Origin of the sequence: Niabella beijingensis (genome assembly GCF_020034665.1) — a bacterium.
Lineage (GTDB): Bacteria > Bacteroidota > Bacteroidia > Chitinophagales > Chitinophagaceae > Niabella > Niabella beijingensis.
Window position 1 is genome coordinate 252,179 of the sequence record NZ_JAIQDI010000001.1, and the last position, 16,732, is coordinate 268,910.

Genomic DNA, 16,732 nt, shown 5'->3' on the forward strand with positions numbered 1-16,732 from the left:
AAACCTTCTACAATAGTAAGACATTATTGTATTTTGATACTCAATTTTGGAAAAACTGTTACAATTGGATTATCAACTGCATCTGGATCATTTAAAACTTGTCGGACTTGATTTGCTATTTCGGAGCGATATGTTTCTATTTTAGGTACTAGAGAGTAAATATCAGTTGTGTCTATTGTTATCGTTCTGGTTTGATTTAGGTCAAATGGTATTCTGTCTACCTTTCGTATAATTTGTACGGTTGGTAGTCTGAAAGCATGTCGAAGTGCTAGCTCATAGAAAACATTGGGATTATGATAGGACAAATCAGCAATTACGAGCTTAGCCTTTGAAATATACTCGATAATCTGTTTAGTGATTGTTCCGGGCTTGTCGATATGGTCAGCTCTCTTTACTTCCAAGTTCAATTGCTTTAATGCAGGTTCTACGATTGCTTCTAAGAATAAATCGGAGTGTTTCCTCTGTTCCGAGTTTTCCTCACCAATTGGAGTGATATAAAAACAGAGGTTTTCGAAACTCTCATATTTACTCACTCCATTTGCTGATGAAGTATGAACTAAGTCAATAGTTTCATTAGCAGTTTGACTCTGACTAATACTTGTAGGCAACTTAGAACTTTTAGGCAATTCATCTGTGACGTGCTCTATACTAATTATTCTTTCAGCGCCTGAAATAGTTCTGAGTAATCCTAAATATTTAAGATTAACTATGAATGTATCAACAATTGCAGTTGTTTCATCCTTTTCAATATCAGTTACGAATTCACTTAAAATATCCGCAATCACACTATGAGAAGGAAGTTTATTATTTACAAATCGATTATATAATTGGTTGTATATATCAATCTTTGTAAATGCCAAATCAAACTTTGCCCGCAATTGAATTTGATCTTCAATATCATTATTTGCAGCCAGCGTTCCTTCTTTTGTTAATTCAAAAAAGTCAGCTTGATAGCCGCCAATAATTAAACCATACTTATTAGTATTGGTGACTAGCATACGACTGGGTCCACTATCGGGAGATTTTTCAATTTTCTCAAAGGCAGTCAACCGTCTTACTTTTTGCCCAGCTCCCAATTCATAAATAACCCTCGCAAAATCAAAACATTCTTGAAAACCTACATTTGGAAAATTTCTACGTTTCCTTACTTTCTTTTCAAGTTTAGCGGCAACCTTCTTTTTTGTTCCTGACATAATTGTAATATTATATAACTATTGCTGTTAAATTACTGATTGCATCAATTATCAAACGCTTACACAGCAATACAATAGTTTTTACTAGTGAAAAATTTATTCCTTCCGCAACCGTTCTGGTATTTATTTTTTAGCAGTATTAATTTTCTCCAATTGGTTGTTTTGCTAATATACTTATTTTTTTAATTTTTCAATAAACCCATCCAGCAGTTTTTTAAAAATGCGGTTAAACCATTGGGTATTACCAAACCACTTTACAATAGTGGGGCTGGTGGCGTAATAGAGCCGGATAAATGCCCTGCCATACCAGGTTTTGGCCAGGGTACCATCGCGATAACGGCGGAGCACCCATACCTGCGGGCTATTATAACTGCCGTAAACCGCGGTGGCAATATAGCAGCCTGAGCTGGCCGATGCCTCCGTGGATAGTTTAGGAGCCTGATAGGAAGGATCCTGTTTTTGAATTTTATTTACATAGTTCATTATTTCATTCTTGTTACCCACTTTATCATTTAAAAAACTTAATATTCTGCTATGCATGCTAACACCTTCCTTCCAGGCCGCAGCAGCTAATTCGCAAGCATATTGTTTATCGCCAAACTCACCCTTCAATACATCACCCAAATAATAAACAGTATTGAAGGATGCAAAAGCGTTGTTGACATATTCCTGCACGTAGTTTTGCCGTATTTCAAAATCAGTATCATAATAATGGTTTGTGGCGCCATTAAAAAGCATATTGGAAATATTTATGACACGGTTAGCTACTTCTTTAATGGCCTGCTCCTGTTCCGTTTCTTCGGCCACCTTATCCTTAATAAGCCCAAATACCGCATCTATACAGTTATTAACAGAAACTGCGGCAGATTGGATATAAGCAATTTTGCATTGCACGGCCTTAAAGTAAACTACATAGAACGCAGCCTACCAACTGGCGGGGTCTTCAACAAGTATCATATCATAATACCGGACCGCATTTTCGGCATTCTCCTCGTTTTTTGCACGCCGGGCAATCTGGTATAAATTACTTAGCTTACCAGAACTATCCACTTCTACCCTGCCCGTCACCTCCACCACTCCGTCAATAATCATTTTTTTTGCTTCTTCGGCTGAATACGTTGTATTACAGTTCTGGCAAACAAAAACACCGTCCTGCTTCAGTAATTGATTGCTGCCGCATAACTCGCAAGCTATTTTCTTCATAAAAAAATATTTGTGCAAATGTATCCCTCAGCAACAGCACATTTTTACGGAAAACCGTAAGAGGCCGGCGGTGTGGGTTAGCATTGGTGGGACACGGTAGCCTTTGTGGGACAGATGGGTAACCTTATGAGCCGAGCCTACGGCACTCTCCGCTCCATAGCGTGGCTGCGGCATCCGGAATGAATTCCGGCGTTGTAACTACCTGCCGGGCCGATGGCCCTTTGAGGTGACTGGTGCAGGTGCTGTATTGGTGGGACGGGGAGACCGGGGGATATATGAGCCGTGCCCATGGCACTCCACGCTCCGTAGCAGGGCTACGGCAGCCGGAATCAATTCCGGCATTATAACTATTTGCCGGGCCGATGGCCCTTTGATGTGGCGGGTGCCGGGGCTTGCGTTGGTGGGACATGGTGGCCTTTGTGGGACAGGTGGGTAACCTTATGAGCCGTGCTTACGGCACTCCCCCGCTCCGTAGCAGGGCTATGGCATCCGGAATCAATTCCGGCATTTTAACTATGCGCCGGGCCGATGGCCCTTTGGGGTGAGTGGTGCAGGTACTTGCATTGTTGGAGCTGGGAGACCGGGGGATATATGGGCCGTACCCCTGGCACTCCCCCGCTCCGTAGCAGGGCTACGGCAGCCGGAATGAATTCCGAAGTTATAACTAGCTGCCGGGCCGATGGCCCTTTGATGTGGTTGGTGCAGGTGCTTGCATTGGTGGGCCGGGAGACGGGGGCCTATGGGCCGTACCCGTCCGACGGCGTCATCCCCGCCTGAATGAATTCATTCGGGCAGGCGGGCGGGCCTACGGCACTCCCCGCTCCGTAGCGTGGCTACAGCACCCGGAATCAATTCCGGCGTTGTAACCAGCTGCCAGGCCGATGGCCCTTTGAAACGATTGTGCAGGTGCTGCTTTGGTGGCACTTGCAGGCCTTACGCAACAGGTGTGTGCCCTACCCTGCACCTGGGCTGACCGGCCCTTGGTGTACCACAGACTAAGGCCCGTTGCAAGGCCCGGTCGACCGGGCCATCGGACGCAGTCATTTAGCCGGTAGCCGCAATGTTCCACCAGTCGCCCTTGTCCCCCCAACAAACCACCAGCCGCCCTGTATTGAGGTGCTGACGAGTGCGACGCAAGATAGCTGCCATAAGCACTGAAGCCGGGCTAATAAAAAAAATACGATTAATTATTGAAGCTGCACGGGTGTTCATTAAAGATGCCGTTCATTTCCGTTAGGATAACGGGGTGGCCGCCGGTTACTACTATCGTATGCTCGTGCTGGGCCATATAGCCGCCGTTGTTGCCCACGAGCGTCCACCCATCGCCGAGCTCCGTTGCAAAGGTGGAGGCGGTGGCAATAAAGGTTTCGATGGCTACCACGGAGTTCTTTTTAAACCGCCGCTGATCAAACCGGTCCCGGTAGTTCAGCAATGCTTCCGGCTGCTCGTGCAGGCTGCGGCCGATGCCGTGGCCGCCGAGGTTTTTAATGACCATGAAGCCTTGTTTTTTTGCTTCGGTTTCCATAAGATGGCCGATGTCCGCAATTTTTACACCGCCTTTAATGTGGCTGATGGCCTGCTTTAATATGGCTTTGGAGGCGGCTACCAGCTGCTGATGCCGGTGCAGATCCCGGCCGAGGACGAAGGAAGCGCCATTATCCGCCCAAAAGCCGTTCAGCTCCGCAGACACATCAATATTTACCAGGTCGCCTTCTTTTAAGAGGCGCTTGTGGGAAGGAATGCCGTGGCAGAACTCGTTGTTAACGCTGATGCAGGCACAGCCGGGGAACCCATAGGTAAGCCGCGGCGCAGGGCGGGCACCCAAACCGGCCAGGATGGCTGCCCCGTAATCGTCCAGCGCTTTTGTACTCATGCCGGGGCGGGCATGCTCCATCATCTGTTTGAGGGTATGGGCAACGGCTTTGCCGGCCTGCTGCATACCGGTAAGCTCGGATTCTTTTGTTATTGACATAGTTATTTTTTTGTGCCGCGGAGGCGGCTGATCCACTGCAAATTTACCCTTTTATTTTTTGCTGACGCTGGCTGCCGGGCGCAAAACCCAAACCGGCATTAACCCCCTGCCGGATGGCTGCCCTTATAGCCAGCAGTCCGCTTTTTATGCCCTCAAAATAATGGCCTTTTTTAAAAGGGGGGATGATGTATTTTTTAAGTAGCGCGGCGGTTTCCCCATCGGTGCGTTTGGCCTCCATGCCAGATCCGTTCCGGATCCGTATTTTCCGGTACCCGGTGCTGAAGCCGGTGAGGATGCCATTGTTCAACTGTTTATTTCCAACGCCCCATTGGCGGGCAATGGCTAATGTATAATCATTAAAAGCCTCTTTTTTTACCCGGCTGCTGTCGATGGTGATACCGGCTATTTCGTTGGTGGTCGCTTCCCGGAACCGGCGGATCAGGGAATACAGCGGACCGATCTGCACCGGCGTAAACACCTGCTCGTAATCGCTTACCCGGCCCGGCGGCTTTGGCAGGTTATCTGTTGTGCTATCGCTTACGGGCTTTGGCAATTGACGGACCTGGCTGGCGGCGCTGCCTGCAAACAGGATACAAAATGATAGGATGATTACCAGATGGCGCATGCGGTAGCAGCAGGTGGTACATGTAGTTCCATTTATTTTTTTTTGCTGAACTGACATTGTATGCCCCCCGGAGCGGCGGCTTGCCTGCGCTTTTTATGTTACAAAAAATATTGTTACAAATTATTTTATAACATAAAATACTGTAACAGATCTGTTACAAAGTTTGCGATGACATTTAACAGTGTAACAGGCGGGTTTGCTACAATAACGATTATTTTTATAGCAGCAATAACTTACTGATATGAAAAACTTTAGAAAACAATGGGGGCTTACCCAGGAGGAGCTGGCTGCATTGATAGGCGTTACCCGTGGTGTGCTGGCGATGTATGAAAGCGGTCGGCGCCAGCTGCCTGTTGCGGCGGGCATTAAGCTGGGGGAATTGCAGGTGCAGCTTTTGTCTGCCCAAAAAGCACGGCAACCGGCGGCCTTGCAGCAGCGCCAGGCAGTACAACTTTCCAGGGCTGAAAAGCAACTGAACGACAAGGCACGCCGTGCGGCGCTGGAAGCGGCCCGCACCACCCGCCTGCTGGATACAATGCGGCAGCGCTACCAACAGCTGCAGCAAAAGATGACGCTGATACAATTGACACTGCCGGCTGCACTGCCCGGATCGCTGCAAAAAACAGCCTTACTATACATGGAGGCGAAGCTGATGGATGAACTGGAGCGGTGCGCCCCGGCGCGGCAGGCATTGGTGGCGTATAAACTGTCCGCCTGCAAGGCGCTGGAAGGGGCGGCATTGAATGCCCGCAGCTTTTTAAAACAGGAATGATGCGGAAGGGTGAGCCGCAGATGGGTGCGGACTTTTTGGTCGGGTACCATGCCTGTAAAGGTGGGCAGGAGCTGCAATACACGGCCGCCCGGTACACCCCGGATCCATTCCCCTCACCCCTGCTGCGGCCCGGCAGTGTGCGTGCGGGGCCTTATATTTAAAAAGCTACATACAGGGTGTAAGATCAAAACTGATCCCTTTTCGCTGCTCCAATGTGAGGCATTGCGCATCTGTAAAAACGGGCTGCTGCCGTACAACCTGGTCAAAGCCGGTTGATTTAAAATTGATCTGCCCTTCCTGCAGGTCGATGGTCCACTCGTACATCCATTTATTCACCTCTTCCTCCACCTTATCTACCAGGTACAGATCTGCTACTTCCAGCATATCTGTGGTACCTCCCCGCCTGTCGATATTTATGGTTAATGAAAACGTATTTTTAAAAACGAGGCTGCAGGGAGCTACCCAAAATGAAAAATTCCGCTTTGGCGCATCAGGATCTACCCACTGAAAAATATAATCCATATCAAAAACAATATCGGAAGAAAACCCGTTTTCAGTGGGCTTAAAAATCCAGCCATAGATCGTGCTGTCGTGCCAGCCCATTTGTTGATAATCTTTCTCTGTCCAAACGGCTTTATGCAGATAATAGTGCTCCATATAATTACTGATGCTCTTGGGGATTATTGTTTATTTGTTTATAATACCTGCTTTTTAACGGCGCAACTTCCTTTATAGCACATCCCGTTACAAATGTTCTGTATACCGGCCTGCCGGGTCCGTAATAAGGAATTGCATCCTGAAAAAATTCAATGCTCCTGTTGGTAAGAAGGGCCGCAAGCTCTTTTTTTTCGGCCTCATTTTCCGTAAAGCCGATGCAGTGTGCCCTGGCCCATTTATCTGCTTTTATCTGGCTGAAGGCATATTCAACAATTTCACGCTCCGTGTAAAAATATTTCAGCCTGGTTTGCTGTCCGCGTTCTGTGTAATACCAGATAAAAAGGCTCCCAAACCGTTCAATGCCGCAGCCTTCAGTAATAGCGCTGCCATTAACAGCGTAATTGTTAAAGTGGTAGCAATGCGCTTTCATCCAGCTTTCAAGCTCCGCTTCGGTTTGAGGTACATAGGTGCTATTATTCATCCGCCTGGTTTTGTTTTCCTGCTAAAGTACATTTTTCTGATAAATCCGGCAGGGGCTGCTGCATGGGTGGGAACGGGAGACCTGGGGGGCAGGGATTAGCTTTGGTGGGACTTGCAGGACTTACGCGACAGGTGTGTGCGCTACGCTGCGCCGGGGCCAGCCGGGCCTTCGGGCAGGGCTGCCTGATGGATGGCCAAAGGTCCCACCAATCGCCCATGTCCCACACAGCAAACAAACAGCTGCCCCCTGCACTACAGCACAAGTGAGTGACACAACGAAGCTGCCCTGTGCACCGGGCCGGGGTAATAAAAATAACTACCACCGCCTGGATGAGCGGCTCCCTGACCGGGAAGTACCGGGCTCTACTGCCCGGCTAAAAACCGGATGCCTGCATTACTTTTTTTAATTATACCGGAAAGATGTTCTATTTTTAGGTACTGCCTATATACCGGATATGAACCGAACAAAGGCTAAAACAATTAAGATGAACCGTAGCGGGATACTTTTTCTTACAAGGGGAACTGATTGTTTGCGAAGCTTTGCCAGACCATTAAAAACTTAAAAAAACAAACGGATGAAACGCAGGAAATTCCTCCACGCCTCGCTGGCTGCTACCGCTGGTATGGCAGCAATGGGTACCCCCGCAGCAGCCGGTGAGCGGCCCGCTGCACAAAAGGAAGTGTATGAATGGCGCGTATATGAAATGCGCTTTGGAGTGGATAAGGGGCAACTGGAACAATATTTTAAAACGGCGCTGATACCGGCACTGAACAAGTATGGTGTAAAAACAGTAGGCGTTTTTAAGGACTGGAAGGAAACAGAGCCTGCTAAATTTTATGTACTGATCCCCTATGCTTCTATGGACAGCTATGTTGCTGTAAACACAAAGGTAAAGGCGGACGCTGATTATATTAAGAACAGCGCTGCGTATAACAGCATTCCGGCGGATAAACCGGTGTACAGCCGCTTTACCGCTTCCCTGATGACGGCCTTTGATGGCTGGCCGGTAATAGCGGTGCCGCCGGGCGCCCCCCGGATCTTTGAATTAAGGACCTATGAAGGGTATAGTGAGGATGCGGTAAGAAGGAAGGTGGAGATGTTCCACGACGGGGAGTTTGACATTTTTAAACGGGCAAAACTGAACCCGGTATTTTTTGGAGAAGTGATTGCGGGCGATAAGCTGCCCCGCATTACCTACCTGCTTACCTGCAATAACATGGAGGAGCGCGACAAAGGATGGGGCGCCTTTGTGGCCGACCCGGAATGGAAACGGCTTATTGGAGACACCCGGTATGCCAATACGATCTCTAAGATCATCAATACCTTTTTGGTGCCTGCAACTTACTCCCAGGTGTAGTGCCTGCTGGCTTACAAAACGGCGGGCATCCGGGCTCCGTAATCAACTTAGATCCCTGGCCGTGCCGGCGGCAGGTGCACATTCCTATTGTAGTAAATATTTAGCAGGAACGTTATCCGTTAGCCAAACGCCATTGTCTGAAAGATAAAATATAAAACCGTCATCATACATTTGCCCGGCAAGCACTTTAAATACAAAAGGCCTGCCATGCCGCTCCCCTACCTTAATTGCAGTTTCCCTGTCATTGCTTAAATGCACGTGTTGCCGTCCGCGTTTTTCAAGGCCGGTGCTCAAAATGGAAGGAACTGATTTTTCGCCCGTGCCATGATATAAAATTTCCGGCGGTTTTTGATTGCTATAGCCCAGATCAATTGCTACGGAATGCCCCTGGCTTGCCCTTATTTTGTCCATGGTCTCATTAAAAGCAAACCGGTTTTTGGAATTGGTTGTAACAACTTCTTTTAGAATTTCCTTATCAAAAGAGACACCGTAAATACCGGCTTTTTCAATGAGCACCTCAACATCTGCCCAGCCATTTTCATCTAGCCGGATGCCTATTGTTTCCGGCTTATGTCTTAATACAAGACTTAGAAACTTGCTGATCGTTAAAAGTTGTTTTTCATTGCTCCTGTTCATTGTATTGTATGCGCCCCCGGCACATTTATTATCAGTTATGCGAAAATTTTTCGAAAAGCCGCGGGCAGATCTTCTTCATACTTTCCGGATCTTCCTCTTTCCATGTAAACTCGAAGTGCGGGTAATTCCCCTCTTTGGTTTTGAAATGATCGTTATCGATATAGTCATACAAATTTTTACCTGTTTTTTGCCTGAACGCCTCAAGCGCTACATACCAAAAGCTTTCAAATTCGTAGTATTCTGCATCCTGAGTAGCCTGGGTGATCAGATTATCCGGATTTTGCTTTGCCTTAAGATATATATCCTTTCCTCTTGAAATGACCCAGTTTCTAAAGTATTCAAACCCGTCATCTGAGCATCCGCCGTTCATAATATAGCCGGCACACCACATTTCAGAAGTATAGGTATCATAAAGCAGCTTATCCGTCCGCAGGCGAAAACCGATCATCTGCCTGGGTGTTAATTTACCGATCTCCTTTATCAGGTATTGCTCCTGATCTTCCTGATCCGTAGTACTTTTTAATGATTTATCTATGATGGACCAATACAGGTCTTCATCCAGCATTTCTGCCGTCTTTACCAATTGCGTAGTATCAAAAGATACCGGTTTTTGCGCTTGTTGTTCAATAGCTGTTTTTTCTTCAGATGACTTATTTTTCATATTTGTATTATTAGAATTTGCACAACCCGATGTTACGAGCACCACTATCATAACCGCCCTCCTACAGTTATTATAGGACCACGCCCGGGTAAAGATGTTATAAATCGCACTTTGGGAAGTTTGCGGATCTGTCTTGTTCATATTTAGCAGTCGTTTTTTATTTCCGGTACGGTGCCATACATTAATACTTCGCTAAAATAAGTCTTTTTGACAACGGAAGAAAATCCGGCAGCGGGTTATTGCATTTGGGGGGATCTGCACGACCCGCAGGACGGGTTACCACCTATCCCTTCGAACGTTAGCCTCTGCGCACAGGCACCGGTCACAAGAGGCCGCACCGGTCCCACAGCATCCACAGCCCTCCAAAACCTTCCGCCCCCAACATTTACTTCGATGCAAAAAATGCAGTAAATTTGCCGCCTTATGGAATTAACAAAGAATTTTGAGCCAGCAGCTATTGAGACCCGGTGGACGGGGCATTGGAAGGAAAAAGGGTATTTTAACAGCACCCCGGATGAACGCCCGGCCTATACCGTGGTCATCCCGCCCCCCAATGTTACCGGTGTGTTGCACATGGGGCACACCCTCAATGAGACCGTGCAGGACATACTGGTGCGCCGCGCCCGCATGAGCGGCTTTAACGCCTGCTGGGTGCCCGGCAGCGACCACGCGTCCATTGCCACGGAGGCCAAAGTGGTGCAGATGCTGAAGGAGGAAAAAGGCATTGATAAGAACAGCCTGACGCGCGAGGAATTCCTGGAATACGCTTTTGAATGGAAAGAAAAATACGGCGGCATCATCTATAACCAGATCGAACGGCTGGGTTGCAGCGTAGACTGGAACCGGGTGAACTTTACCATGGACGACCATTATTACAAGGCTGTTATCAAAGTATTTACAGACCTCTATAATAAAGGACTGATCTACCGCGGGGCCCGCATGATCAACTGGGACCCGGCTGCCAAGACCGCCCTCAGCGATGAGGAAGTGGAATACCGCGAGGTAAACAGCAAGCTGTATTATGTGCAGTACCAGCTGGATGGACAGGAAGGCTTTATTACCATTGCCACCACCCGCCCGGAAACCATCCTGGGCGATACTGCCATCTGTGTAAATCCCAATGATGAGCGGTACCAGCACCTGAAGGGGGCCTATGCCTTTGTGCCGCTGGTAAACCGCCGCATCCCCATTATTTTTGATGAGTACGTGGATATGGAATTTGGTACCGGTGCCCTCAAGATCACCCCGGCGCATGATATCAACGACTATAACCTGGGACTGAAACACCACCTGGAAGTGATCGATACACTGAACGAAGACGGTACCCTGAGCGAGGCCGCACAATTATATGTAGGTGAAGACCGCTTTGAAGTGCGGAAGAAAATTGTGGCAGACCTGGAAAAAGCGGGCAACCTGGTAAAAACGGAGGACATTGTTAACAAGAACGGTTTTTCCCAGCGCAGCAACGCGGTGGTAGAACCCCGCATCTCTACCCAGTGGTTTGTAAAAATGAAGGAGCTGGCCGAACCGGCCTTAAAAGCGGTGGTGGAAGGCGATATCAAAATACATCCCGGCGACCGTTTCCTGGCTACGTATAAATACTGGCTGGAGAACGTGAAGGACTGGTGCATCAGCCGCCAGCTGTGGTGGGGCCAGCAGATACCGGCCTGGTATGCACCGGATGGCACTTTTGTAGTGGCAGAAAGCAAAGAAGCGGCGTTTGAAAAATTCAATGCTCAAAACCCGAACCTCAAAATGGAGGAGCTGTCGCAGGACAGCGATGTGCTCGATACCTGGTTCTCCTCCTGGCTCTGGCCCAGCGAAGTATTCCACGGTATTACCGATCCCGGCAATGCCGATATCCGGTACTACTACCCTACTTCGGTGCTGGTGACCGGACAGGATATCATCTTCTTCTGGGTGGCACGGATGGTTATGGCCGGACTGGAATATGAAAAAGAGATCCCCTTTAAAGACGTCTACTTTACCGGCATGGTGCGGGATAAGCTGGGGCGCAAAATGAGCAAGCAGCTGGGCAATTCGCCGGACCTGCTGAAGCTGATTGATACTTATGGAGCAGACGCGGTGCGTTTTGGCATCATGATCTCCGCCCCGGCGGGGAACGACCTGTTGTTTGACGAAAGCTCGCTGGAACAGGGCCGCAACTTTAATAACAAGATCTGGAATGCGCTGAAGCTGGTGCGCATGTGGCAGAACAATCCCAATGGTATTACCGAAACCACCGGTAACGAACCGGATATTGCGGCCGCCTGGATGCGTAACCGCATTGAGCAGGCCAAGGCCGAAATGGAAAACCTGTTCAAAGAGTTCCGTATCAGCGAAGGGCTGAAAACCCTGTATTCCCTGATCTGGGACGATTTCTGCTCCTGGTACCTGGAATGGCAGAAGCCCGCACAGGGTCAGCCTACCAGTAATGCTAAATTGCAGGCTACCATTGAGTTTTTTGAAGAGCTGCTGCAATTGCTGCACCCCTACATGCCGTTCATTACCGAAGAGATCTATCACCTGCTCCGCGAGCAAAGCGATGATCTTTCTGTAAAACAATATGCGCCCACACAGGCTACAGACAACAGCATACTGGCGCTGGGCGAGCTGCTGAAGCAGACCATTACCGCCATCCGTGATGCAAGGGTGAAGAATAATATTAAGAGTAAGGAACCGGTGAAACTGTTTGTACAGACCACCCAGCCGGACAGCTATACCAGTCTGGCCCCGATCCTGGAGCGCCAGGCGAATGTGGAGTCCGTTGCCATTACCACAGAAGCGGTTGATAAATGCATCAACGTGCTGGTGGGTAAGGACAAGCTGTTCATCCTCCCGGCTACGGAGCTGGACACGAGCATCCAGAAAGAGCAGCTGGAAAAAGACCTGGCCTACCTGCAGGGCTTCCTGGCATCGGTGGAGAAGAAACTCAGCAATGAGCGTTTTGTGCAAAATGCCAAACCGGAAGTAGTGGAGGTGGAACGCCGTAAAAAAGCGGATGCAGAGGAAAAGATAAAAGCGATCGGGGAAAGCCTGGCACAGCTGTAATCAGTTATTCCTTTTATAAAAAAGCACCGGTCACTGGCCGGTGCTTTTTATCAATACAGCCGGTATTCCCTAACTTTATAACAGAAGAAAGATGAAAAACAAACCGGTATATGGCCTGCTGCTGATCGGTGCCGCGCTGAACGGCTGCAGTGCTGCCCCTGCAAAGGAAAAGCGTGCAGGTATCACCAGTGCCCATGCCGATAGCACCACGGTTCAGACACCTTCATTAATTCCCGATACGATCAGCAGCAAAACCGTATTCACAGACACCATCCCGGCTAACCGGCAGGAGCAATTGAAACCCATACGGGAAAATTTCCGCAGGATCAATGCCATCACCACCTGGACTGCTGTTGTTAAAAGAGATCTTTGGGAAAGCACCGAAGGCGGTGTAGCCGCATTTTATTATCTGAACGGAACTCTGGAAAAGATCATTGTCCGCCACTTTGGAGAAATGTATCAGCAGCTAACACAATATTATCTGCTAAATGCACAACTTTCATTCGTGCTGGAGCGTACTTACCACTATAACAGACCCATGTATTACGATTCAACAGCTATGAAAGAAAATGGTGATACGGAAGCTTTTGACCTGAAAAAGGCAACCATAACAGAAACCCGTGGCTATTTTAAAAACAGCCGGCTGGTCCGGCTGCGTAGTAATGCAGCAACCGCTCCGGTGGCTTTAACCGAGCAGAAACGATTATTGACCAGCTTTGAAAAACTACTCAAACTTGCCGTTTCACAGTGATATCTTCCCTAACTTTACCCTGCGGATCAAACACTTATACAAAGTTTTTTAAATAAGGTATAATAATTGCTGGTAGAACTGCACATTATTCTTATCCAAAATAAACCCTCTATTCATGAATAAACTCCGTTTTTTATTGGTTGCGCTGGTTATTTTCAGTGGATCTTCCGCCGTTCAGGCGCAATGGAAAGGTTTTAGCATTGGCCCGTACGGGGAATACGCCATCACCCAGGGAGAGTTTGGCGATAATTTTAACTGGGGCGTGGGTGTAGGCGGTACGGCCGACATCAAACTGATCAAAAAACTGGCCCTTACCGGGTCCGTCGGCTATATGTATTTCCGCGGAAGCGACCGCCGGGACGAAGCCGGCAACCCTTACCGGGTATACGATCTTAAGGCCGTGCCTGTAAGGGTGGGCCTGAAATACCGCCTGATTCCCCTGCTATACGTAAAACTGGAAGGGGGTGCGGCTAATTACGCCGGTAAACATTACGACGGCTCTGCCTTTATCCTGTCGCCGGGTGTAGGGCTCCGGGTGCTGGGCTTTGATTTCCAGGCCAAATACGAGGCATGGATGAAGGATGGCACCAAAAGTTTTATCGGCTTCAGGGCCGGATGGAATTTCTGATCAATTGGGCAGTTGACAACTGCCCAATTTGCTCTTTTGACGGCAGACCGCGCCCTTTCCCGGGATGAGCGGTTATAAACCAGGCATCCGATATTAATTTTTAAAAAATGATAGCTACTGTTGATCAGACGAGTTTGCAGCATTTAAAAAATTCATTAGATTTGATGCTATATTTTTGAAAAATGCCCCGTACAGTAAATATAATCGTTACCAGCCAGACAACCGGCGATACCTACCTGGGACGGTCGTATCCCGACAGTGACTTCGACAATAACGGGAAGACCGAGATCTATAAGATCCCTGTTTATTATGTGGATATTGAAAGTACAGACAGCACAGGTAAAAAAGTGACCCGAAGATGGAAAGCCCTGCGTTTTATGCCCTACTGGAACGACCCCAAGGACCCAAGTACACATTACAAACAAAAAGGGTGGGTCAACTCCGGTAAACATAAGGTAGCCCGCAAAAAGGTTACCTATTACAACCCCAATTACAAGGTACAGAATACGCCTTCTCCTTATGACGGAGGCATCCAGATAGATGGTTCCTTCCTGGTGCATGCAGGTCCGAGTTCCCTGACTGAATCCGGCTGGGGTGCCGCAGGCTGCGTCGAGATCATTGGCGGATTCGACAAGTTCAAATCCGATATTCAAACACTTTCGGGCAGTACTGCAAAAAATTCTGATGAGGCCATACAGGGTCTTGTTAAAGCGGGTCAGTTATATGTTCAGGTCGATTATGCTGCCCCTCCGGATATTAAATCAGCATTTTATGGCGAATTTTAGGAATTCTACATTAACCCTGCTGGCGCTTGTAGCCATTACCCGGCTCTATGCCTGCGCCGATAAAACAGCGGAAAATAAAAAGTACCCGGCACCCGTGGCAACCCAGGAAGATACCACGCGCATTCACCTTGAAAAGGTGCAGCAATACAACGCGGTTACTTTTAAGAACAACGCAATAACCAACTGCGCCACTACTGAAAAAAATTGCCAATCAGATATCGACTTTATCACTTCCTCTCTGCAGCTGGTCGATCCCGCCTATAAAGGGAAACAACTGGAAACAACCATTTATGAGGGCACAGCCCTGCTCAATAATGCGGGTCGTGATTCTTTAAAGACTATGTATTACCTCATCAAAACGGAGAATACAGCGGCGTTGCAGCAGCTAATTACCCGTATGGATACTGCCGGAGAAGGATATGTGCGGAAACTGGCAAAAACAGAGGCGCCCATCGCCTGCTATTTTACCACCACTCCCAATGAAGTATTGCTGATCACACATATCGGTATTCCGGAACTTCAGAAACTGAAAAACAAACCGCTGATAGCAGCAGTTAAGGAGCAAATTAATGGTAGGTAGTTTTTTGACACTAAGGCGCTAAGTCACTAAGAAACACCAAGGCTTTTATCTTCCCTCTTTGTGCCTCTTTAAAGTTTTTTGAAAAGTTGCTCACAGATTTCGCGGATCCACGCAGAAGATCATTCGCTAATAATATATCTGTGCCTGTCTGTGTAGTCTGTGAGAAAAAAATCCTTACGATAACTGTATGAAATCTTTGTGCCTCTTTGAGCCCTGGAGTCTTCGTGGTTTTCATTGCCACTAAGGCGCTAAGACACTAAGAAACACCAAGGTTTTTATCCCTCCGGGTCTTTGAGGCATTCCTTTATTTATCCAGACTAAACAAGCTATCCACAAACTCGTGCTTATCAAACACCAGCAGGTCTTCCATTTTTTCGCCCACGCCGATGAATTTCACTGGTATTTTAAACTGATCGGCGATCGCCAGTACCACTCCACCTTTCGCCGTACCATCCAGCTTGGTAATGGCCAGGGCTGTTACATCCGTAGCTGCGGTAAAATGCTTGGCCTGTTCCAGCGCATTCTGTCCGGTAGAGCCATCCAGTACCAGCAGCACTTCCTGCGGAGCTGAAGGTATAAATTTCTGGATCACCCGTTTGATCTTGTTCAGCTCATCCATCAGGTGCGCCTTATTATGCAAACGGCCGGCGGTATCAATGATCACCACATCACTGCCCCGGCTCACCGCGCTTTGCGCGGTATCAAAAGCCACAGCCGCAGGATCGCTGCCCATTCCCTGCTTTACGATCGGCACACCCACACGCTCGCTCCATATGGTAAGCTGGTCCACCGCCGCCGCACGGAAGGTATCCGCAGCACCCAGCAATACGTTCTTGCCGGCCTTTTTAAAATTATAAGCAAGCTTGCCAATGGTCGTCGTTTTTCCCACACCATTCACGCCCACTACCAGAATGATATACGGTTTGGCTGGCAGTTCACTGTCGAAGGTATAGCTGGCTCCGGAAGGTGCTTCCACCAGTACGCCTTCAATTTCTTCCTGGAGGATCCGGTTCAGTTCACCGGCGCCCATGTACTTGTCCTTTGCCACCCGCTGTTCAATGCGCTCTATAATGCGCACGGTGGTTTCGATGCCTACATCGGCACTAACCAATGCTTCTTCCAGGTTGTCCAGTACTTCTTCATCAACCGTGCTTTTCCCTGCAATGGCCTTACCTATTTTTGAAAGAAAGCCTTCCTTGGTCTTTTGCAAACCCTGATCCAGCGACTCCTTTTCCTTCTTCCCAAATAATTTTCCAAAAAAACTCATTCTGTTTGTTTGAGGTTTAAGGTTCAAAGTTTGAAGTTACGGCCAAAAGCAGAGACGTCAAACATCAAATCCAAACATTAAAAAAACAAAAGCCATCCGTTTAAAAAACGAAC

At 48.1% G+C, this 16,732-nt stretch carries 18 protein-coding genes; 8 read left to right on the forward strand and 10 right to left on the reverse strand.

Annotated features, from left to right (window positions below; genetic code table 11):
• Window positions 1-23: 23 nt before the first annotated feature.
• The 5 genes from K7B07_RS00950 to K7B07_RS00970 form a co-directional block, all read right to left on the reverse strand.
• Complete coding sequence (locus K7B07_RS00950; RefSeq protein WP_223706625.1) at window positions 24-1,193, reverse strand: hypothetical protein; 1,170 nt, start codon at window positions 1,191-1,193, stop codon at window positions 24-26.
• A 174-nt stretch (window positions 1,194-1,367) separates the two neighbouring features.
• Window positions 1,368-2,087 carry a CFI-box-CTERM domain-containing protein gene (locus tag K7B07_RS00955; protein WP_223706627.1) on the reverse strand — a complete coding sequence of 240 codons (720 nt, stop codon included), beginning with the start codon at window positions 2,085-2,087 and terminating at the stop codon, window positions 1,368-1,370.
• 30 nt (window positions 2,088-2,117) lie between these two features.
• Window positions 2,118-2,396 carry a DUF2318 domain-containing protein gene (locus K7B07_RS00960; protein WP_223706629.1) on the reverse strand — a complete coding sequence of 93 codons (279 nt, stop codon included), beginning with the start codon at window positions 2,394-2,396 and terminating at the stop codon, window positions 2,118-2,120.
• 1,183 nt (window positions 2,397-3,579) lie between these two features.
• Complete coding sequence (gene map / locus K7B07_RS00965; RefSeq protein WP_223706630.1) at window positions 3,580-4,368, reverse strand: type I methionyl aminopeptidase; 789 nt, start codon at window positions 4,366-4,368, stop codon at window positions 3,580-3,582.
• A 43-nt stretch (window positions 4,369-4,411) separates the two neighbouring features.
• Window positions 4,412-5,050, reverse strand: coding sequence for a TPM domain-containing protein (locus K7B07_RS00970; RefSeq protein WP_223706632.1), 639 nt, complete (start codon window positions 5,048-5,050; stop codon window positions 4,412-4,414).
• A gap of 184 nt (window positions 5,051-5,234) precedes the next feature.
• Here K7B07_RS00970 and K7B07_RS00975 point away from each other — a divergent pair, with 184 nt between their 5' ends.
• Complete coding sequence (locus tag K7B07_RS00975) at window positions 5,235-5,765, forward strand: helix-turn-helix domain-containing protein (protein ID WP_223706634.1); 531 nt, start codon at window positions 5,235-5,237, stop codon at window positions 5,763-5,765.
• Window positions 5,762-5,926 (forward strand): hypothetical protein, encoded by a 165-nt coding sequence (locus K7B07_RS00980; protein ID WP_223706636.1) that lies wholly within the window; start codon window positions 5,762-5,764, stop codon window positions 5,924-5,926. Before K7B07_RS00975 ends, K7B07_RS00980 begins: the two co-directional genes overlap by 4 nt.
• A 4-nt stretch (window positions 5,927-5,930) precedes the next feature.
• On the opposite strand, the gene K7B07_RS00985 is transcribed toward K7B07_RS00980, so the two are convergent.
• Both K7B07_RS00985 and K7B07_RS00990 read right to left on the reverse strand, forming a co-directional pair.
• Window positions 5,931-6,422, reverse strand: coding sequence for a hypothetical protein (locus K7B07_RS00985; protein WP_223706638.1), 492 nt, complete (start codon window positions 6,420-6,422; stop codon window positions 5,931-5,933).
• A 4-nt stretch (window positions 6,423-6,426) separates the two neighbouring features.
• Window positions 6,427-6,903 carry a hypothetical protein gene (locus K7B07_RS00990; RefSeq protein WP_223706639.1) on the reverse strand — a complete coding sequence of 159 codons (477 nt, stop codon included), beginning with the start codon at window positions 6,901-6,903 and terminating at the stop codon, window positions 6,427-6,429.
• 574 nt (window positions 6,904-7,477) lie between these two features.
• Here K7B07_RS00990 and K7B07_RS00995 point away from each other — a divergent pair.
• Complete coding sequence (locus tag K7B07_RS00995) at window positions 7,478-8,260, forward strand: NIPSNAP family protein (protein ID WP_223706640.1); 783 nt, start codon at window positions 7,478-7,480, stop codon at window positions 8,258-8,260.
• Between the two features lie 84 nt (window positions 8,261-8,344).
• On the opposite strand, the gene K7B07_RS01000 is transcribed toward K7B07_RS00995, so the two are convergent.
• Window positions 8,345-8,896: an RNA 2'-phosphotransferase gene (locus tag K7B07_RS01000; protein ID WP_223706642.1), complete on the reverse strand. Its 552-nt coding sequence runs from the start codon at window positions 8,894-8,896 to the stop codon at window positions 8,345-8,347.
• 31 nt (window positions 8,897-8,927) lie between these two features.
• Complete coding sequence (locus K7B07_RS01005) at window positions 8,928-9,557, reverse strand: DUF4240 domain-containing protein (RefSeq protein ID WP_223706643.1); 630 nt, start codon at window positions 9,555-9,557, stop codon at window positions 8,928-8,930.
• A 423-nt stretch (window positions 9,558-9,980) separates the two neighbouring features.
• Between K7B07_RS01005 and K7B07_RS01010 the strand changes: the two genes are divergently transcribed.
• The 5 genes from K7B07_RS01010 (at window position 9,981) to K7B07_RS01030 (ending at window position 15,352) form a co-directional block, all read left to right on the forward strand.
• Window positions 9,981-12,608, forward strand: coding sequence for a valine--tRNA ligase (locus tag K7B07_RS01010; RefSeq protein WP_223706645.1), 2,628 nt, complete (start codon window positions 9,981-9,983; stop codon window positions 12,606-12,608).
• A gap of 91 nt (window positions 12,609-12,699) precedes the next feature.
• The gene (locus K7B07_RS01015) at window positions 12,700-13,359 is read left to right on the forward strand and encodes a hypothetical protein (protein WP_223706647.1); all 660 of its coding nucleotides are present in this window, start codon (window positions 12,700-12,702) and stop codon (window positions 13,357-13,359) included.
• Window positions 13,360-13,474: 115 nt separating this feature from the next.
• Window positions 13,475-13,987 (forward strand): outer membrane beta-barrel protein, encoded by a 513-nt coding sequence (locus K7B07_RS01020; RefSeq protein ID WP_223706649.1) that lies wholly within the window; start codon window positions 13,475-13,477, stop codon window positions 13,985-13,987.
• A 182-nt stretch (window positions 13,988-14,169) separates the two neighbouring features.
• The gene (locus K7B07_RS01025; protein ID WP_223706651.1) at window positions 14,170-14,772 is read left to right on the forward strand and encodes a hypothetical protein; all 603 of its coding nucleotides are present in this window, start codon (window positions 14,170-14,172) and stop codon (window positions 14,770-14,772) included.
• Window positions 14,759-15,352: a hypothetical protein gene (locus K7B07_RS01030; RefSeq protein ID WP_223706653.1), complete on the forward strand. Its 594-nt coding sequence runs from the start codon at window positions 14,759-14,761 to the stop codon at window positions 15,350-15,352. Before K7B07_RS01025 ends, K7B07_RS01030 begins: the two co-directional genes overlap by 14 nt.
• Window positions 15,353-15,656: 304 nt before the next feature.
• On the opposite strand, the gene ftsY is transcribed toward K7B07_RS01030, so the two are convergent.
• The gene (gene ftsY / locus K7B07_RS01035; protein WP_223706655.1) at window positions 15,657-16,619 is read right to left on the reverse strand and encodes a signal recognition particle-docking protein FtsY; all 963 of its coding nucleotides are present in this window, start codon (window positions 16,617-16,619) and stop codon (window positions 15,657-15,659) included.
• Window positions 16,620-16,732: the final 113 nt, after the last annotated feature.